14 protein-coding genes, 3 tRNA genes, 1 rRNA gene and 1 other annotated feature are annotated in these 19,075 nt (G+C 38.2%); of the genes, 3 read left to right on the forward strand and 15 right to left on the reverse strand.

Annotated features, from left to right (window positions below):
• Positions 1–531: 531 nt before the first annotated feature.
• The 6 genes from ACYSNO_RS03550 to ACYSNO_RS03575 all read right to left on the reverse strand — a co-directional run bounded on the left by ACYSNO_RS03550 (position 532) and on the right by ACYSNO_RS03575 (position 10,451).
• Positions 532–1,839 (reverse strand): hypothetical protein, encoded by a 1,308-nt coding sequence (locus ACYSNO_RS03550; RefSeq protein WP_461729681.1) that lies wholly within the window; start codon positions 1,837–1,839, stop codon positions 532–534.
• A gap of 617 nt (positions 1,840–2,456) precedes the next feature.
• Entirely contained in the window at positions 2,457–5,099 is a 2,643-nt protein-coding gene (locus tag ACYSNO_RS03555) for a valine--tRNA ligase (RefSeq protein ID WP_461729682.1), read from the reverse strand.
• Positions 5,100–5,145: 46 nt separating this feature from the next.
• Positions 5,146–5,359, reverse strand: a binding site (T-box leader).
• A gap of 47 nt (positions 5,360–5,406) precedes the next feature.
• Positions 5,407–6,063: a redox-sensing transcriptional repressor Rex gene (locus tag ACYSNO_RS03560; protein WP_461729716.1), complete on the reverse strand. Its 657-nt coding sequence runs from the start codon at positions 6,061–6,063 to the stop codon at positions 5,407–5,409.
• A gap of 170 nt (positions 6,064–6,233) precedes the next feature.
• Complete coding sequence (gene thiI, locus ACYSNO_RS03565; RefSeq protein ID WP_461729683.1) at positions 6,234–7,436, reverse strand: tRNA uracil 4-sulfurtransferase ThiI; 1,203 nt, start codon at positions 7,434–7,436, stop codon at positions 6,234–6,236.
• 11 nt (positions 7,437–7,447) lie between these two features.
• The gene (locus ACYSNO_RS03570; RefSeq protein ID WP_461729684.1) at positions 7,448–8,590 is read right to left on the reverse strand and encodes a cysteine desulfurase family protein; all 1,143 of its coding nucleotides are present in this window, start codon (positions 8,588–8,590) and stop codon (positions 7,448–7,450) included.
• A gap of 139 nt (positions 8,591–8,729) precedes the next feature.
• Positions 8,730–10,451: a septation ring formation regulator EzrA gene (locus ACYSNO_RS03575; RefSeq protein WP_461729685.1), complete on the reverse strand. Its 1,722-nt coding sequence runs from the start codon at positions 10,449–10,451 to the stop codon at positions 8,730–8,732.
• Between the two features lie 291 nt (positions 10,452–10,742).
• Between ACYSNO_RS03575 and ACYSNO_RS03580 the strand changes: the two genes are divergently transcribed.
• On the forward strand, positions 10,743–12,092 hold the full coding sequence (locus ACYSNO_RS03580; RefSeq protein ID WP_461729686.1) for an aspartate kinase: 1,350 nt from the start codon (positions 10,743–10,745) through the stop codon (positions 12,090–12,092).
• A gap of 83 nt (positions 12,093–12,175) precedes the next feature.
• Here the strand turns inward: ACYSNO_RS03580 and ACYSNO_RS03585 are convergent, their stop codons facing one another.
• The 4 genes from ACYSNO_RS03585 to ACYSNO_RS03600 form a co-directional block, all read right to left on the reverse strand.
• Positions 12,176–12,679, reverse strand: a complete 504-nt coding sequence (locus tag ACYSNO_RS03585) for a pyrophosphohydrolase domain-containing protein (RefSeq protein ID WP_461729687.1) — start codon at positions 12,677–12,679, stop codon at positions 12,176–12,178.
• A 6-nt stretch (positions 12,680–12,685) separates the two neighbouring features.
• Complete coding sequence (locus ACYSNO_RS03590) at positions 12,686–13,540, reverse strand: Cof-type HAD-IIB family hydrolase (protein WP_461729688.1); 855 nt, start codon at positions 13,538–13,540, stop codon at positions 12,686–12,688.
• A gap of 92 nt (positions 13,541–13,632) precedes the next feature.
• Positions 13,633–14,382, reverse strand: coding sequence for an acyl-ACP thioesterase domain-containing protein (locus tag ACYSNO_RS03595; RefSeq protein ID WP_461729689.1), 750 nt, complete (start codon positions 14,380–14,382; stop codon positions 13,633–13,635).
• Between the two features lie 73 nt (positions 14,383–14,455).
• Positions 14,456–15,784 (reverse strand): C1 family peptidase, encoded by a 1,329-nt coding sequence (locus tag ACYSNO_RS03600; RefSeq protein ID WP_461729690.1) that lies wholly within the window; start codon positions 15,782–15,784, stop codon positions 14,456–14,458.
• Positions 15,785–15,908: 124 nt separating this feature from the next.
• Between ACYSNO_RS03600 and ACYSNO_RS03605 the strand changes: the two genes are divergently transcribed.
• Both ACYSNO_RS03605 and ACYSNO_RS03610 read left to right on the forward strand, forming a co-directional pair.
• The gene (locus ACYSNO_RS03605; protein ID WP_461729691.1) at positions 15,909–16,298 is read left to right on the forward strand and encodes a GntR family transcriptional regulator; all 390 of its coding nucleotides are present in this window, start codon (positions 15,909–15,911) and stop codon (positions 16,296–16,298) included.
• The gene (locus ACYSNO_RS03610) at positions 16,295–17,659 is read left to right on the forward strand and encodes a PH domain-containing protein (protein ID WP_461729692.1); all 1,365 of its coding nucleotides are present in this window, start codon (positions 16,295–16,297) and stop codon (positions 17,657–17,659) included. Before ACYSNO_RS03605 ends, ACYSNO_RS03610 begins: the two co-directional genes overlap by 4 nt.
• A gap of 45 nt (positions 17,660–17,704) precedes the next feature.
• Here the strand turns inward: ACYSNO_RS03610 and ACYSNO_RS03615 are convergent.
• From ACYSNO_RS03615 to rrf, 5 genes are all read right to left on the reverse strand, one after another.
• A tRNA-Asn gene (locus ACYSNO_RS03615) sits at positions 17,705–17,778 on the reverse strand.
• A gap of 93 nt (positions 17,779–17,871) precedes the next feature.
• Positions 17,872–17,944, reverse strand: a tRNA-Thr gene (locus tag ACYSNO_RS03620).
• A gap of 81 nt (positions 17,945–18,025) precedes the next feature.
• Positions 18,026–18,712 (reverse strand): HAD family hydrolase, encoded by a 687-nt coding sequence (locus ACYSNO_RS03625; RefSeq protein WP_461729693.1) that lies wholly within the window; start codon positions 18,710–18,712, stop codon positions 18,026–18,028.
• Positions 18,713–18,734: 22 nt separating this feature from the next.
• Positions 18,735–18,808, reverse strand: a tRNA-Asn gene (locus ACYSNO_RS03630).
• A gap of 13 nt (positions 18,809–18,821) precedes the next feature.
• Positions 18,822–18,937: ribosomal RNA gene (rrf, locus tag ACYSNO_RS03635) — 5S ribosomal RNA — on the reverse strand.
• Positions 18,938–19,075: the final 138 nt, after the last annotated feature.

Here is a 19,075-nt window from a genome sequence, read left to right on the forward strand (position 1 = left end):
CTTGCCATCTAACTTCACTCGCATCTGAAGGATTGCAATGAATCGAAAAGACTCTTTTTATCTGAATTGAGTAGATTCAATTCATGTAAATAACAAGAAAATGAAAAACATAAGAAATATCTACTTTTACCGTTCATTTTTAGCAGTTAAGCACCTCTTATTTCTATCTTTATTATAACTGGATTTTCTCCTTCTAAAATGACTGTTCTGTGATTCCCCCCCGACGATTCTTCCTCTGATTCGAGAAAGAACCTGCCACCATTTCCTTTCTAATGTCGCTTGCTCCGCCGAAAGAGGCAACTGCTTTCTCTTCCTTTCGCTACGGCTCTTCTTTTTATTTATAGAAAAAAAGCAAGCGTCTGCTAGAGTAGCGGTCGCCCACACCCTATTGTACGTTTGCTTTTTTTCTTTTCGAATGCAAATTTTTGAAATGCTTTTTTTCAACAACATCAGGCTTTTCAAACGACTAAAGCGTCTGACTTTTCGGAATTTTCGATAAACAAACCGTCTTTTTTCACGAAAATTTCCTTACTAGTAGGCATACCAAATCGCTAAAGCGGAATTTGGATCGGCTGTTTCACATGTTTGCCAAGTCACGGTTGCTCCTTGAGATTTCAAGACACCATAAGCGTTGTCATCATTTGCGACATGGCGCATCACATGAAATACTGTATAGGTTTGCCCATTAATCACTACCGTATCGCCAACACCAATGTTCCAAATGGCGCTGCCGGCACTACTTGCTTTTTCAACCAAGTAATGGGAAGGATCATCTGACCACTGATAAATGTATGGAGTCCACTGAGGTACAGCCCCTACTCCTGAAAAAGAACTTAAATCAAAGTGATAGCCTTTAAAGTTAAAGCCATCGGTTCTCGGTTCTGGTGCTGGTGCCGGCGTTGCAGCTTGAGACGAAAGGCTATTGCCGTTTACCGTAATATTTGTGGAATTCGAAGCAGATGGTTGATTGGTGTTTTTATTCGTTCCATTCGTAGACTCTCCGCTCGAAGATTGCTGAGTGGTCACTTGGTTTTCAGTTTGACTTGTCGATGATGTTTGTGCCTGAGCGATTTGGGCGGCTTTTTCTTTTGCCGCTTTTTCTTTTGCGGCTTTTTCATCGGCAATTTTTTTATCTAATCCTTTCTTAAAGGACACCACGGAAGACTGATACGACTCTCTCACCGATTGCGGGACAACCTGTTCCACTAATTCTTGTAGTCCACGATAGTTTTTCTCATTGTATTTTTTTCCGTTTTTTCTTAACCAGTCATCAACTGCTTTTTTCGACGTAAATTGCGTTTCGGCATATGCGATTACTTCTTTGGTTTCATCCTCTAATTGAAAACTTTGTTCATTTGCCTGCACCGTTTCAAAGACGTCATTGATTTTTTCTAATGTTACTTCTTTTTTTAATGTCGCTTCTTTGTTCACGCCATCTTTGGTTAAAATTTCTTCTTCAAATAAAGTATTTTGCGCTTCATAAATTTTAACTAGATCATAAAAAGCAGCAATTTCTTGAGCCAATTCTCGACTATTGGCTTTAATTTCTTGTGCATTCTCATTTGTTAATGTTTTCGTTTTCCCTTGAATCGCTTCTAGTTTTGATGCATACATCGCCAACGTTTGTTTAATTTGTTCGATCGTTCCAATTTGATAATACTCTTCCTCATATAGTTTTTTTAAAGAATGTTCCAAGCCATTTTGTTGACTAACTAAATGTTCTTTTATCTGTCCTTCTTTAACGGATTCTGCATAGCCATAAACTCCTAATCCTGAGCCGATGACAACAGCAGTTAATATACTTAATTTGACAATTGTTTTCTTAGCTAACTTCTTCATTTTGTTCCTTCACTCTTTCTGAAATTATTTTTCTCAAACACTTCACAACGATCAATTGTTTTTAAGTAGCAAGCCAATGAAGAAGAAAATTAGTCTCTTCTTCTCATCTTTTAACATTATTTCCAAAAAAGAATTTAATTAAAACTAAAAATGAACATCCGGTGAAATTTCCTTCATCTTTTTTTCTAGTTCAATCTTCTTATTCTCTTATATCGGTCGTTTCTCTCTTGATTTAAGCCTTTTACTAATAATCACTCGACTTAGATTTAGTAACAATGAATGAGCAACAACGATTTAGTTATATCATTTTTTACTTAAAAACAAATGAACAACCAAAGAAAGTGTTCTGAATTTAAAATTAAATAACCCTAGTTTGAACACAAAAAAGAATAATTATGTTTTTGTTTCATTCTCAATGAGTAAAGTGTTTGTTTTTGACCATTTGATTACCGCAAAAAAAAGAACCATTCATTGTGCTCACCTCTTTTTTATTTGATTGAAGCCTCCTGAAATGTACCATGATTTTCTACACGTTTTTGACATTTTTTTTGCTTTTTAACGACAAAAAGAGTGACTCTAAACTTATTAAAAAGTTTAGAATCACTCTTATTTTTTTATTATAAAATGTTATTTAATTGTTCGATTCGCTCAATCGTTGACTGTTGTTTTTCTAAATAGTCTTTTTCTTTTTCTCGTTCTTCTTGAACAACTGCTTCAGGCGCATTTGAAACAAAACGTTCGTTTGATAATTTTCCTTGAACACGTTTCACTTCTTGTGTCCATTTCGCTAATTCTTTATTCAAACGTTGAATTTCTTCTTCGATATTGATTAAATCAGCTAATGGCAAGAAAATGGTCGCTCCAGTTAACATGGCAGACATCGCGAGTTCTGGGGCTTTGATTTCACTCGAAATGACCAATTCTTCTGGATTACAAAAACGGTCGATATAATTGGTATTCTCTTTTAAAAATTGATCAATCTTCGCATCGTGCGTTTGAATTAAGAGTGTAATTTCTTTTGACAATGGCGTATTCACTTCAGCGCGAATATTTCGCACGGAACGAATTAACTCTTTTAAAGTCTCCATTCCTGTCGTTGCAACGTCATCCAACCATTCTTTTTCGACAACTGGATACTCGGCTACTACGAGAGATTCACCATTTTTTGGTAATTTACTCCAAATTTCTTCTGTCACAAAAGGCATAATCGGATGTAACAGACGCAAACTTTGATCTAAAACGTGCACTAAAACATTTTTATTCATTCTCTTAGCCGTTTCATCGTCACCGTATAATGTTTCTTTACTCATCTCAATGTACCAATCACAAAAATCATCCCAGATAAAATTATATAATTGACGACCCGCTTCACCAAATTCAAAACGATCAAATAGATGCGTTACTCGTTCAATCGTTTCATTTAAACGACTTAAAATCCAACGATCTGCAACCGTCTTTTCTCCTTCAAGGCTTCGCTCTTCCACCGTTAAGTCTTCAATATTCATTAAAACAAAGCGTGAAGCGTTCCAAATCTTATTGATGAAATTCCAAGCAGCATCCATTTTTTCATAGCTAAAGCGCATATCTTGGCCAGGTGACGAACCATTTGATAGGAACCAACGGAGTGCATCCGCTCCATATTGATCGATCACTTCCATGGGATCAATCCCATTTCCTAAAGATTTACTCATCTTACGACCATCTTCTGCCCGAATCAAGCCGTGAATCAAGACATTTTCAAAAGGACGTTTCTCCGTGAACTCTAAACTTTGGAAAATCATTCGACTAACCCAAAAAGCAATAATATCATAACCCGTTACTAAAGTGCTGTTAGGGAAGTAACGTTGATAATCCTCACTTGTTTCGTCCGGCCAACCCATGGTTGAAAATGGCCACAAAGCTGAACTAAACCAGGTGTCTAGTACATCTGGGTCTTGCTCCCAATTTTCAGAATCAAGAGGCGCTTCCATTCCTACATACGTTTCGCCTGTCTCTTTATGATACCAAGCGGGAATTTGGTGCCCCCACCATAATTGGCGTGAAATGACCCAATCATGAATATTTTCCATCCAACGTAAGAAGGTCTGGTTGAAACGCGGTGGATAAAAATCAACGGCATTTTCGGTGGCTTGATTTTCAATGGCTTCTTTGGCTAATGGTGCCATATTGACAAACCATTGCGTGGATAAACGTGGCTCAACGACCACGCCAGTTCTTTCTGAATGACCGACACTATGAACCATTTTTTCAACCTTTATTAGTCGACCAAGCGCTTCTAAATCTTGCACAATTTGTTTCCGCGCAGTAAAACGATCCATCCCTGTATAGTTCCCTGCAAGCTCATTCATCGTGCCATCATCGTTCATCACATTGACACGCGGCAAGTCGTGGCGATTCCCGACTTCAAAGTCATTTGGGTCGTGTGCTGGTGTAATTTTTACCACACCCGTACCAAATTCTCGGTCCACATAATCATCGGCAATTATTGGAATTTCTTTATTCACTAAAGGTAAAACAACCATTTTTCCAATTAAATCTTGGTAGCGTTCATCTTCTGGGTGAACAGCTACCGCGGTATCACCTAGCATCGTTTCGGGACGAGTTGTTGCAATTTCAACCTCGCCAGTACCGTCAGCTAATGGATAAGACATGTGATAGAAAGCTCCTTCAATGTCTTTATGATTCACTTCAATATCCGATAGTGCTGTCCGTGCTTGAGGGTCCCAGTTAATAATGTACTCTCCACGATAGATGAGTTTTTTTTCATACATCGTCACAAAAACTTTTTTGACGGCTTCTGACAAACCAGCATCTAAAGTAAAGCGTTCACGACTATAGTCTAATGATAACCCCATTTTCGCCCACTGTTCACGAATATGACTGGCATATTCTTCTTTCCAACTCCAAACTTCTTCAACAAATTTCTCACGACCTAAATCATGACGCGAAATTCCTTGCTCCCGTAGTTTTTCTTCTACTCGAGCCTGAGTTGCAATCCCTGCATGATCCATCCCAGGTAACCAAAGCGTGTCAAACCCTTGCATTCTTTTTTGACGAATAATAATGTCTTGTAACGTGGTATCCCAAGCATGACCTAAATGCAATTTGCCGGTAACGTTTGGGGGTGGAATGACGATCGAGTAAGGTTTTGCCTGTTTGTCCCCACTTGGTTTAAATAAATCTTTGGCTAGCCACTCTTGATAACGACCCGCTTCCACTTCATTGGGCTGATACTTGGTCGATAGTTCTTTTTTTACCATCTTTTTTCCTCCTTAAAAAATAAAAAAGCCCTAAGATGTAAAAACATCTTAGGGCGTAAATTACGCGGTACCACCTAAATTGTAGAAAAAAATTTCTACCTCTTAAAACGTGAGTTAACGATCACGACACGTTTGGTCTTACTTTTTTCAAACCAAAAACTCCCAAGCTACCTTCGCTAAATTTGTTGAAAGTCTTTCAGCACTTGACTTTCTCTCTAAAAAACAAGTTTTTAGCTACTCCTCTTGTTCAACGTCTTGGTTCATTTTACAATGAACCCTTTTGATTGTCAAACGCTTCGTTCAATACCTAACGATCGCTAAAGTTTAACATCGGTGTCTGATAATGGTACTCGTTGTCGAAAAAGATTAATGTTAATAACTCGGTCGTCAAATCAATGTAACGCACATTCACATAAGGAGGGACAGACACACGATCCGGTGCAAAATTCAAAATTGCTGTAATTCCGCCTTCGACAATCACATCGACGGCTTCTTGCGAACTATGACTAGGGACCGTTGTAATCGCAACGTTAATCGCATTTTCTTGCACTATTTCTTGAAATTGATCCATGCCATAAATTGGATAGCCATCAAACTCTGTACCAATCAATGCCGGGTTATTGTCAAAGATGCAAGTAATTTTTAAGTTTTCGTTTCTTCTAAAATTGTTTTTTAGCAGTGCTTTCCCTAAATTTCCTACGCCGATTAAGGCAATTCGTTTTTTCTCATCTGTTGCTAGTAATTCACTAAAGACTTCTATTAAAAAAGGCACTTCATAACCATAACCACTACGACCTAGCTCACCTAAGTACGAAAAATCACGACGAATCGTTGCCGATGGAACTTGAGTGATTTCAGCAAATTCTTTTGATTTAATTCGAACAACTCCATTGGTTTCAAGTACTTTTAAATTACGCAGGTATAGTGGTAAGCGTTTCGCTGTTGCTTTAGGCAACTTTTTCATTTCTTTCACTTCCACGTTTTCCACCTCTTTGTTAATAAGTTCACATAAAGTGTACCACGTCAGTATTTTATTCGCAAGACAAATCCTGCTTTTCTTCACAAATAAAAAAGGTCGATAAATCAGGTCTGCTCCCCTATTTATCGATCTTTTTTCTTCACTTGGCCAAAGTGTTATAATAAATCAGAAAAATCGTCTTCTTCTTGGCTTGCTGAAATTTCACTAATGATCAAACCAGCCATTGCTCGCTCAATCATCCCCTCTACATCCAAACGCGCTTCATAAAGTTGTACTTTATCGAGTCTTGGACGCGTTTTTGGTTGGGGTGGTGCAAAAATGGTGCAACAATCTTCAAAAGGTTGAATGGATAATTCATAGGTTCCGATTTTTTCTGCCAGTTCAATAATTTCTAATTTATCCATCGTTGCAACGGGACGAATAATTGGCGTCTGTGTCACTTCATTAATCGCTACCATACTCTGTAAGGTCTGAGAAGCCACTTGCCCTAACGATTCTCCGTTAACAATAATTAACCCCTTTCTCAGCGCACGAATCTCATCGCTTAGGCGTAACATCATCCGCCGGGTTATCGTCATCCAGTAACCTTGGGGAACCTTTTCTTTAATGGTTTCTTGTATTTCGGTAAAAGGGACTTCAATAAATTGGATGCTTCCCACGTAAGGTGTTAGTTTTTTCGTCAAATCTTTGGCTTTTTGTAAGGCTTGCTCACTCGTATAAGGCGGACTTGCAAAATGAACGGCTTCAATCTCCACCCCACGTTTCATTGCAAGATAGCCAGCAACGGGTGAATCAATCCCGCCAGAGAGCATCAACATGCCTTTCCCAGCCGTTCCAACTGGTAACCCTCCTGCTCCTCGCAAAGTTTCATAAGATAAATATGCCCCATCTTGACGAATTTCTAGTCGCAGATTAATATCCGGTTGTTTCATTTGGGCTTTGATATTGGGAAAAATATCAAAAATTGCATTCCCTAAAGTTAGGTTTAATTCATTGCTATCTTGAATAAAATCATGATCACTGCGTTTCGCAGTAATTTTAAACGTTTCAACTCCCGTATAAATTTCCTGCATCATTGCTTGCGCTGTCTGCTTAATCACTTCGATGTCTTTTTCAACCCGAATGCTTGGTGAAAAATTTTGAATTCCAAAAACTTTTGATAATAAGGGAATCATACGCTCACTATCTTCACCATTTAAAATTAAATGCATGCGATCTCTTTCCGCTTTAATTTTTAAAGCAGGAAAGTCAATTAAGCTCTTTCTCACATTCGTTGCTAAGCGATCAATAAATGTCCGCCGATTTTTTCCTTTGGTTGAAAGTTCACCGTAACGAACCATAATTTCTGTATACTTCAATGCCATTCTCCTTAATTAATCTTTCCAAATTTTTGATACAATTGATTAAAAACAATTAAAAACTGTTCGACCTCAGCCAAGGTATTACTTTGATCTAAGCTAATTCGAACTGCCGTTGTCGCCTGTACTTCTGGAATGTTCATCGCATGCAAGGTCCCACCGACTTGTTGTTTTTTACTTGAACAAGCACTCGTTGTCGAAAGATAAATTTGCTTCTCCTCGAATGCATGAACCATGACCTCGCCTCGAATCCCTTTTAAACCAAAACATAAGATATGAGGGGAAAAATCTTCTTCTTGAGAAAAAACCGTTACCTTCTCGTATTTTTTTAAAGCTGCTAGAAGATACCCTTTTAGCTGTGCGACATGTTGTGGGTGTGCTGCATTTTTTTCTAAGGTCATCCGTAAACTACGAGCCATCGCGACAATCCCCGCAACATTTTCGGTCCCACTTCGTTTCCCCTCTTCTTGCCCGCCCCCTGTTAGCAAAGGGGCCAGACGCCGACCTTCACGCCAAAAGACAAAGCCAACCCCTTTAGGCCCATGGAACTTATGAGCTGAAAAAGTGGCAAAATCAACCCGTTTTGTTAACCAGTTTTCCGTTGGTACATGGCCAATCCCTTGAACTGCATCCACGTGAAAATGAATTTTGGGATACGCTTGTAAAAGCTCACCAATTTCATGAATCGGTTGAATCGCTCCAATTTCATTATTAACAGCCATTACTGAAACTAAAATGGTCGTTTTCCGAATGAGATTTTTTAAGGCAACAAGATCAACAAATCCTTCTTTCGTCACAGGGGCAAAACTCACTTCAAAACCTAGCTGCTCTAATTGTTTGCCGGTTTCACTTACCGAAGGATGTTCGATACTTGAAAGGATAAGGTGGTTACCAAAAGTTCGCTTTTCTAATGCTGTGCCTTTTAGCACCCAATTGTTCCCTTCTGTCCCACCACTTGTAAAAAAGATTTCCTTTTCTGAAACATCTAAAAGTTGGCTCATTTGCTTTCTCGCCTGTTGTAATAAACGGGTTGCTTGATTGCCTAAATCATGTAAACTCGAAGGATTCCCCATTATTCTCTGACTTGTTTGAACATAGGTATTTAGAACTTCTGGAAAAATAGGTGACGTTGCACTGTGATCAAAATATATCATCCTTAAAATTCCTTCCTCTTTAAATTCTTTTTCATTATAACGATTCATCCCATCGCTTTCAAGTAATTGAAAACTTCTAGTCAGTCAATAAAAAAACTATTTTGAAATTCTCGAAACAAGAATTCAAAATAGTTCAAATTTAAACTAAGTCACGATGATTAAAATAGAAACTTTCTAAACGTTTGAAAGCACCTGGCTCCACTCGTTCAAGACTGGTTGCAATTTCATCTAAAGCATCTTGGTAACGATATTCTTCATTAAACAAGACCAGACTATGTTCAATTGCTGCTTTCACTTCTGGATGAGAATGACGGTAACGATTTGCATATTGCATTAACTGTTCCGTTAAAGCTGCTGCATCAACTAATTCTTTGGTACGTGTATCTAAAATTTGTAATTCTTCTTCACAAATAGCGACAAGTTTATTCACTTCTTCGATATTAATACGGATTTTATTTAAGGCTTTGCCCAACTCTTCTACTCGGTCCGTTGCTAAGAAGAAAAATTCCAAGTAATCCGTAGCTAAACCAGGCAAGCGTTGTTTTTCAACAAAACGTTTTAAATTACGTAACTGTAATTCGAAATCTTCAATTTTGTCTTGAGCGACTTTTTCATCTTTACGTAAAACACGTAACGAATCATCAATTTCGACTTGTTGATTTTCCACATCATCTAAAATTTGATAGGCATCTTTATAAAAAGCTTGAACTTCAGAGTACGGAATTTCATGTCCTTCGATTTGAGGTAAATAAATGCCATGGCGACGAACCAATTCATCGATTTCTGTTTGGAAACCACGTACGCGTCCGAGTTCGTTATGATTCAACGTATAACTTTGTGACGTGTGATCCAATTCAATCAGTAATTGACGGTTATTTTTCATCGAGTGATTGATGTATTCTTCGATGATTTGACGATTTTTCAAGACGTATTTTTTCGCATCAATTTCTCGCTCCATCACCGTATATAAAATATCAATCTCATGTGTCGTGTCACGGTTCGCAACTTCGACTGCAGCAACTTCAACTTTCGCTAAATCTGCCATCGAGTTTTCAACACGGCGTGCCACTCGTTGAATCTCCTGTTCGAAATTCGCTTCTGGAAACTTAAATTTCGCTTCAAGTAATTTTTTATATCCTTCTTCAATTTCTTTCAATTGACCAGGAAAAATTTTATGTAGCTCTTCATAAACAACTGGAATGCGTTTCATTAGATCTTCTAATTCATACGTATGGTTTTCTGCCGTATCTAGAACTTCTCTTGCTTCCACCGGATCGCCTGAAGTATTTAACGTCACGAATTGAGTAAATTCAATTTCAATGTTTTTCACTTGTTTTTGTAACTCTGCATATGCCGGCCCATAAGTACTACCCTGTTCACGTAATTCTTTCTTTAATTCTTCGTAAACATCCAATGCTTGCTGGACTTGCAAGGAGTTACGCTCTTCACTCTCGCGCAATTCTTTTAATCCTTGACGAATTTCTTCTACGCCTTTTTCCATTGCATCCATTGTTTCTTCTGCTTCTTTGACAGCTGCTTGCCCTTTAAAAAAGCGGAAAGTTTCATTTAAGTTTTCAACCTCAAAAATCTGACTTTCTAACTCTGCAAAATCCGTTGTCGAAAGTTCCGTCCATTTTTGACTCCACTCTCTAAACGTATTTTGGCTTTGGCCCACTAGATGCATTTTTTTTACTTCGTCTACTTCTTCAATCACAGGTAAATCAAAAAGTGTTTCTTTACGTTTGGCTAACGAATCGAGCTTTTCTTGATTTTTCCTTCTCATGAAAAAGCCCACCCCATACAAAACCGCAACGACGGCAATAATGGCGATGACAATTCCGATGATTACTTGACTCTCCATTCAAAATTCCTCCATTTTACTCCAGCATTCATATTCATTGTGATGGACACAAATTGTTTTTATTTTTTTATCGTTCATCCTTCAAATAAAAAGCATCTAAAATAAATTATAGCACAAACAAGTTTTGCAAGCACTAGCAACAAGCAAAATAATCAAATTTCTTGAAATTTCCTTTACTTATTTAAATTCGGATGGAAATCAAGCTGATTTTTTCCTAAAAATTACTGAAAACACTTGATTTATTAGGCATTTAAAGGTAATATATTAAAAATTGATGGGAAGAGGATTAAAATGAAAGTGATCAAATTTGGTGGCAGCTCACTTGCCACAGCAAAACAAGTGAAGAAAGTTGTTCGAATCATTGCAGCAGAAAAAGAACGCAAATTTGTCGTTGTTTCTGCTCCCGGAAAACGTGCAACAGAAGATAAAAAAGTAACCGATCTCCTAATTGAACTTTATGAGGCTCGCATGAAACAACAACCAATCGATGCCTTCATTGAAGATATCTACCAACGCTACGAAGAAATTGCCCACCCTTATCAAGTGGCGGCCGATCAGCTCCACAAAATTTATGATGAGCTGCAGGCGCTAAAAGACCTGGTGATTGCAGACAATCCTTACTTTTTAGATACGATTCTAGCCACTGGAGAAAATTGTAACGCCCAATTAATCGCAAGTATTCTTCGAGCGGAGGGATTAAAAGCACGTTACATTAATCCCCGAGAACTAGGAATAATTGTTTCCTGCCATCCGCAAAATGCACAAATTTTGACAAAAGCTTATCACGAAATCAAAAAATGGCGGCAAACAAAAGAAATTCTCGTCATTCCAGGCTTTTTTGGTTATACCGAAAATGGTGATATCTGTACCTTCTCACGTGGCGGATCGGATGTCACTGGCGCGATTGTTGCTCGCGGAGTCAAAGCCAGTCTCTATGAAAATTTTACCGATGTGAATGGGATTTATGCAGCACATCCAGGTTATGTCCATGAGCCGGAAACGATTAAGGAAATTTCTTATCGTGAAATGCGAGAACTAGCTTATGCTGGCTTTTCTGTCTTTCATGAAGAAGCTTTAATGCCTTCTTTCCAAGCGGCAATCCCCGTGGTTATCAAAAATACAAATAACCCTAGCCACCCAGGCACATTGATTACAACTGAGCGAACCGATTTAACGAAGCCTGTCGTGGGGATTGCAAGCGATGAAGGGTTCTCAATGATTTACTTAAGCAAGTACTTAATGAACCGAGAAGTTGGTTTCACCTTGCGAATCTTAGAAATTTTTCGAGACTTCAATTTAAATTACGAACATATTCCATCTGGAATTGATGATTTATCAATCATTTTGCGCTCCGACCAATTGACACCTGAAATTCAAGAAGAATTGCTTCGAAAAATTGCCTATGAAATCGATCCAGATGAGTTACGTATCACCCATGACCTCTCGTTAGTTGTTGTCGTTGGAGAAGGGATGAAACATCGTGTAGGAAGTATGGCTGAAAGTACAGCCGCACTCGCACGAAAAAATATTAACATTGAAATGATTAACCAAGGTTCTTCTGAAGTGAGTATCATGTTTGGTATTCATAAGGAACGTGAATTTGATGCGATTCGTAGCCTCTATTACACGTTTTTTGATTAAAAATCGAAAGGGGTTTCTCCCAACAAAAAGGCCTGCGACAATCGTCACAGGTCTTTTTGTCATATGAATAAAGATTTTTCTCCTTACCTTTTCGTCTCAATCTGTTGATCCAAGGCCTGGCGTATTTTCCTTTCGGGTGCATATTCTTTTTCCCAATGAGGCGGTTTTAAGACTTTATTCGTCACCGGATCATAGTGTGGGCGTCCGTCTGGAAAAAGTTTCCCCATATTTGCTTGATGAACAATTGCCATCATCGGTTCTGGATTGATCCCCATTAAAGAAAACGTCCCATAAGTAAAATAAAGCAAGTCTGTCAAGGCATCCACTTGTTCAACGAGGGTGTCTGATCGTTTTTCTGATTTTTTTCGGACTTTTTCTTTCGCTGCTTCAACCGCTTGATGCATAGCTGCTACAGCGTGTTCAAATTCTTCTTCTCCGGCACTCGTTGCCGCTAGTAACTCAACTAATTCTTCCACTTTAAAACCGACACGATGACTTGCCTGCTCAATCGAAAGAATCGTTGGAGACGAGGCCCCGCTTGTATCAAAGGTCCGATGAAATTCCTCTGTCATCTCATAAGGTTTCATTTGAATTTACACTTCCTCTTCTTGATGAATGACACCATAATATTGCAAAGCTTTTTCAATTCCCTCTTGGTCATGGTTGTCAGTGACATAGTCTGCACTTTCTTTTGTTGCTGCTTCCGCATTCCCCATTGCAATGCCCACACCGACAGCTTCTAGCATTTCAATATCATTGAAGTGATCACCAAATGCCATCGTTTCAGCAAGTTCAATCCCTTGATCGGCCAAAAAGAACTGCATCCCGCGCACTTTCGAACCACCTTTTGGAACCAAATCTACCGCATAGGGATTTGAACGCTGGAAATCACAATTTGGTAGAGCCGCCTGTAATTTTTGATGTTCATAATCCGCACCAAACATCATGCATTGATAAATCGGTTCTTTTAAAATCCCTAGATGAGAATACCGATTGCTGCGTCTATTCGGGCTATATTTTTGTAAAATCAATTTTACTCGGCGAATGGGAAAACGTTTTGGAATAAAACGAATAAATTTTCGAACAAAACTCGATTCACCGATGCGCATTGTTAAACTGCCTTCTGTTCGGTTCTTTCCTCCAAAAAGAATTTGACGCGAATGATTGTTACTAAAAGCCACGATTTCTTCCACCACTTCTTTTTCAAATGCTCTGGCATAAATCAGACGTTCGTTCGTATAGACGTATTGTCCGTTATACGTCACAAACATATCCAAATCCAAGTCTTTTAAGATTTTTTTCAAGCTACTCGGACCCCGTCCAGTTGAAATGCCACATAGGACCCCCTGCTGTTGGGCTAGCATAATCGCTCTTTTCGTGCGCTTTGACACACGACCATTACTTGATAGCAAGGTACCATCCACATCAAAAAAAATTGCTTTAATCATCCGCTCACCGCCTTTTTTTGTAATGTTTATCATACCAATCCATCGAAAAAAACTCAAGTTTATTTTAACGAAAAAAACCTCAGAGATAGGTTTTAATCCCTATCTCCTGAGGTCTCCCATTCCATTTGCGCTCGACAACAAATCTCATTTTCAACTTTGATTTCATGAAGCGTTTCGATGGTTCCTTCCTTCTTTTTCACTTCAAAAAAACTCAGAACTTGGCAGCCATATAAGATTTCTTTTTCAAATCGCACACGAATCTTTTTAGGTAAATGATTCGTTAAAAAGGTGAAGCCTAATGGCGCAAATAACCAGTTAAAATAAACCGCGTTGTTTACATGCTGATTCTCATCTAAATCAAAAAAATGAATTTGAAAGGCCTGTGCTTCTCCTTGTTCAATTGGTAAAATATTCGACATTCGTTTAATCGAAGGCAACTTTTCACTTTTATAGGGTGCAATGATTTCCTCTTGAACACGAGCAATCTTTCGTGTCTTTTGATTCATTAAGGCAAAAACCGTTTCAATCTTCACCAACTCTTGGCCATCTTCAGCAAAAACCCAGAAGCTTCGATAACAAAAGAAACGGTTGTAAGCAGTTGCCTCTGTTTTAAACCGTACCTTTTCTCCGACTCTCGGTAATCGTGCAAGGGTTAAATCATAATCTGTAATGATCCAATTAAGTCCAAGCGCATGAATCGCATCTGTTCCACGTTCCAATAAATTACTTTGTTTTTCTGAGGCGGCAATCGCAACTGCTACTAACATTGAAATCGTCATTCGTCCATACATATCACATTCCCAATAAGCCACTTCATGCGGCATTTCGTACGTTAATCCCATTTTCTTCCCTTTCAAATTAAAGTGAATGCGAGAAAACACTGCTTGCCATTTTCCCGCATCCTTCTTTTTTTGGTTAAGCTAAAGCACCCATTGGATCCCAAGGAGCTAACATCGTTGGTGTCGCCTCAAAAGCGGCACGTTGTTCGACCGTTAACAAATCTTTATGAATCACAATTTGATAGGTGTATTCATCCATCCAAGCGTCACTAGCCACAAAAAATCCTTTCTCTCCGACTTTTTCACCCCAGCTATTTTCAACTTTCCATTTCGTCGGTAGCCCATCAATCAAATCGACCCCAGTTAAGACCATCGCATGTGTCATCAAGCTTTCACCGTAATCCAAACGTTGTCCTTTTGTCATTTCAAAATTGATTTCAAATAGCGCGTCCACATCAAACGCTTCTGTCGCCATAATCCCACTATCTCTCGTTGATGATTGGCCAACATCACAACCAAACCAAACAGACTCTCCTCGTTCTAGTTGCGCAATTGCAAGAGCTTTAAAGGTTTCCATCTCAACGTTTAAATAACGCACCTCTTTGCCTCCTACGACGTTTCCTAACATTTCAACCGTATAGGATTGATTGAATGGTTTGTCGGCAGTAGGCGCATTAATCACGCTAACATAGTCATCTAAGTTCACTCCAATATATTTCGCATAAAAGCTTTGGGGTGTCAACTGACGATCAAGGTGATAGTTTTTTTCTTCATCACGATACTCAAAATCAAATGTCGTCGGTGGGTTACCTAAGGACATCGCGAGAAAGTGATAAATTTCTTCAAGGAAACTTTCTTTTATCACTTGAATTTCTTCTCGACTTTTTCCTTCCGCAACCAAACGACGTAAAAGAATCGCATCTTTTCGTAATTTTTTATTTAAATAATGATTGATTTCAGAAGAATGGCTGGAATTATAGCTTTCTGGCATCACAGATTTAGGGACGGCACCATATTTTTGAAAGATTGAGACAATCATATCCCACTGGCCACCATCTTGCTGAGGTGTTTGAAGTAAAAAGGCCACCTTTCGACTTGTCAAATCTTCATTAGCCGTTTGTAAAATATTCTCATAGAAGTAATTGGCTTTTTCATACTTATCCCAAAAAAAAGTATAATTTTGAGAAAGTTCAAATTCTTTTAACTTAAAATCATGTAACATTTTATGACGAAACGTATTTAAAGCGGCAAACATCCAGCAGCGACCGGACTGTGCTTGGTTCGAAACTTTTCCGGTTTCAAGATCAATTGAAAAGACTGGCACATTATTTACGGTTGCTTGCATGTCTTCTGCTGAGGCTTTAATTCCATTTTTCACGACGCTGCGCTGGGATGTTACTTTCTTTTGGTTATCGACAAAACTTTGAGCAAATCTTTCTGTTAACGACATTGTGATTTCAGACATATTTGAGACTCCTTTTTCTTTGATACTGCTTATTCTACTCTTCTCATTTTAGAAACACAATCCTCTTTTCCTTTCTTTTCCGATCTTTTTGTATTATAATTACTGATACAAAGAGGTGAGAAAAATGATTTTTGATATCGATGAACAAAGGGAACTCCCGATCTATAAGCAAATTCAACAACAAATCATTCTTGGGATTGCCACCCAAAAACTATTTCCAGGAGAACAATTACCTTCCATTCGACAATTGAGTGATGAGTTAGGGATCAATCCGATGACAATCTCAAAAGCGTATGCTCGATTAAAAACAGATGGCTACTTGCAGACGGATCGTAGGAAGGGGACAACAATCACTTTCCCTCGACCTTTTGATCCATTAAAAAAGGAAAACTATTTAGAAAAATTAACATTGATTTTAGCTGATGGTTTTTTACACCAAGAAGACACAGAGACGATTTTATTGGATGTAAAAAAAGTGTTGGCGAATTTTGAAAAAGAGAGGGATAAGAAATGAATGTACTATTAATTGCTTTATTAATCTTCACTTATGGAATTCAAATTTTCACTTTAAGTTTGGCGGCCCGTCCTCACCAGCAAGTCATCCTAGAAAATACATTACCGAAAGAATCTCTTGGCCATCCTTTTGTTCGGGCTTTGTGTAAAAAATATCGACATACTTTATTCCTATTAGGTGCTTTTTTTAGCCTTAGCAGTACATCACTACTGTTTACTTCCTATGACTCTATTCAACTCACTATATTTTGGTTGCTTTTATTCAGCAGTTTGGGAGCCATGTATTTGTGTAAGATTTTTTATATTCACCGAATGAAAGAACTAGTAACTAACGAGCATTGGCAGCTTGAAATTGAACCAAAACGAATCGATACCAAACTTGTCTTAGAAAAAAATCAAAAGATGGTGGCTAGCTATTGGTTGTATCTTGCTTTTTTACCGACATTCCCTTTAGCTTGGTATACCTTTAAAGTAACAGATCTTCAAACGAGCATTCTTTTATTCCTTTGTCATACTGGTTTCTTTCTAATGATGCTATACATGTACCACTACGTCGGAAGAATTCCCGCTAAAAGCTTAACCAATCACCCTCAAACAAATAAACAGCTCAATGATCTAACCAAACATCACTGGTCTTTCCTCCTTGTTTTAACGAATTGGTGGATGCTACCGCTTTTGTTTTTACCCATTTTTATGATGGAAGCAGCTGGTATATTCGCAATTGTCCTAACGACACTTTTTATCGCAAGCTTACTGGGATTTGTTTTTTTTATCATCGGCTATCTCTACTTGCTCCGAAAAAAACAAGATACTCTATTAATGCAACAATCCGAGTATCGTTATAATGGAGAAGATGCTTATTGGCGCTACGGTGTTTATATCAATCCAGACGACCCAAAACTCTTTGTTCCCGATCGAATCGGGATGAATCTTGGAATCAATCTCGGACGGCGCTCAGGACAAGTGATCATGGGCGTGGTGACCTTGTTGTTAATCGTGACAATCTTTTTCACTCTCATTCCAAGTTATTTGTACGATTTCACAAAGAATCCTCTACAACTGTCGATTCACGAGCAAGCAATTCAACTCTCTGCTCCTTTAGCTAAGAGGCAAACGATTCCATTAGAAGACATTAAGGCAATTCAATTAGTCGACCGTTTACCGACTCCATTAATAAAAACCTTTGGTACAGCTACTGATAATTATGCAATCGGACGTTTTAGCAGCAACCAACACACGCTATATCTCTATGTTGACTATCATTCAAAACCGATTTTATGGATTCAAACAGCGGACGCCGATTATTATTATACAAATAAGATCGAAGCGAAAACGATTGAATTGTATCAAAAGTTAAAATAAAACAAAAAAAGAAGTTTTTTCAAAATTGAAAAAACTTCTTTTTTACTCCGGCAGTAGGACTCGAACCTACGACATCATGATTAACAGTCATGCGCTACTACCAACTGAGCTATGCCGGAATATGTATCTCATTCATCCTCAAAATTGAACTTTCTAAACGAATCATTCAATTATAAGGTAACGTTATTTAAAAATCAATCATTGATTTTTAAAGCCACCTGTCGGACTTGAACCGACGACCCCCACCTTACCATGGTGGTGCTCTACCAGCTGAGCTAAGGCGGCAAATGTTCAATTAGCACAAGACCTAGGATACCTAATTTCTGTTAAAAAGTCAAGTAACTAATTGAAAATAATTTGTTATATTTAACTTAGTAGACTTAAAAGATCCTGAACACTTTCTACTAACTCTGTTGCGCCTGCTTCCTTCAACTCTAATTCTGAACCAAATCCATATAAAACGCCGATACTATCAATCCCATTTTCTTTTGCACCAATAATATCATGCTTTCGATCACCGATCATCACTACTTGATCATAATCTGCAATTTTCGACTGCTCAAATACTCTTTTAATGACATCTGCTTTTTTTGAACGAGTTCCTGACAAATTAGCGCCATAGATTCCAGTAAAATACTGCGTATATTCTAAGTGTTCTAAAATATGTTCAGCAAAAGGCTCTGGTTTTGATGTAGCCAAATAAAGTTGACTCTTTTTCGCTAACTCCTGTAACACAGTTTTGATTCCGGGATAAGCATTCAATTGTAATATTCCTTTTTCCCGATAATATTCACGATAATAAGAAATTGCTTCTTGTGCTTCGCTTATATTCATCCCTAAGCCCATAAAGGAATCCTCTAATGGTGGCCCTATAAATGTTCTTAAAGTCTCTTCTAATAGCCTTTCTCGACCTAATTTACTCATTGCATAATTCACTGATTGGTAGATTCCTTGACTTGGTTCAATAATTGTTCCATCTAAATCAAATAAAAGATATTTCTTCTTCAAGTTTCTCTCCTCCAATACTTGATTGTAACAAAAAAGAACATCCATTTAGAATGTTCTTCGATTAAGACTCCGGCAGTAGGACTCGAACCTACGACATCATGATTAACAGTCATGCGCTACTACCAACTGAGCTATGCCGGAATAAGATACAACAGCGTGGCGACGTCCTGCTCTCACAAAGGGAAACCCTTCACTACAATCGGCGCTAAGAAGCTTAACTTCTGTGTTCGGCATGGGTACAGGTGTATCCTTCTCGCTATCGCCACCACACTATTTAATTATTGAGTAAACATTGCTCACTCAAAACTGGATTTGAAGAAATCATTGCGTCTTACCAAGACTATTTTAAGAACTTTGGTTAAGTCCTCGAACGATTAGTATCAGTCCGCTCCGTACATCACTGCACTT

The sequence above is a fragment of the Enterococcus sp. LJL98 genome, assembly GCF_054871745.1.

Bases quoted from the DNA above. Each gene is read 5' to 3' on its own strand.
- ACYSNO_RS03605 (WP_461729691.1), top strand. From the start codon at position 15,909: ATGATTTTTGATATCGATGAACAAAGGGAACTCCCGATCTATAAGCAA.
- ACYSNO_RS03570 (WP_461729684.1), bottom strand. From the start codon at position 8,590: ATGATATATTTTGATCACAGTGCAACGTCACCTATTTTTCCAGAAGTT.
- ACYSNO_RS03585 (WP_461729687.1), bottom strand. From the start codon at position 12,679: ATGAAACCTTATGAGATGACAGAGGAATTTCATCGGACCTTTGATACA.
- ACYSNO_RS03590 (WP_461729688.1), bottom strand. From the start codon at position 13,540: ATGATTAAAGCAATTTTTTTTGATGTGGATGGTACCTTGCTATCAAGT.
- ACYSNO_RS03595 (WP_461729689.1), bottom strand. From the start codon at position 14,382: ATGGGATTAACGTACGAAATGCCGCATGAAGTGGCTTATTGGGAATGT.
- ACYSNO_RS03555 (WP_461729682.1), bottom strand. From the start codon at position 5,099: ATGGTAAAAAAAGAACTATCGACCAAGTATCAGCCCAATGAAGTGGAA.
- ACYSNO_RS03560 (WP_461729716.1), bottom strand. From the start codon at position 6,063: ATGAAAAAGTTGCCTAAAGCAACAGCGAAACGCTTACCACTATACCTG.
- ACYSNO_RS03550 (WP_461729681.1), bottom strand. From the start codon at position 1,839: ATGAAGAAGTTAGCTAAGAAAACAATTGTCAAATTAAGTATATTAACT.
- ACYSNO_RS03610 (WP_461729692.1), top strand. From the start codon at position 16,295: ATGAATGTACTATTAATTGCTTTATTAATCTTCACTTATGGAATTCAA.
- ACYSNO_RS03625 (WP_461729693.1), bottom strand. From the start codon at position 18,712: ATGGATGTTCTTTTTTGTTACAATCAAGTATTGGAGGAGAGAAACTTG.
- ACYSNO_RS03575 (WP_461729685.1), bottom strand. From the start codon at position 10,451: ATGGAGAGTCAAGTAATCATCGGAATTGTCATCGCCATTATTGCCGTC.
- ACYSNO_RS03580 (WP_461729686.1), top strand. From the start codon at position 10,743: ATGAAAGTGATCAAATTTGGTGGCAGCTCACTTGCCACAGCAAAACAA.
- ACYSNO_RS03600 (WP_461729690.1), bottom strand. From the start codon at position 15,784: ATGTCTGAAATCACAATGTCGTTAACAGAAAGATTTGCTCAAAGTTTT.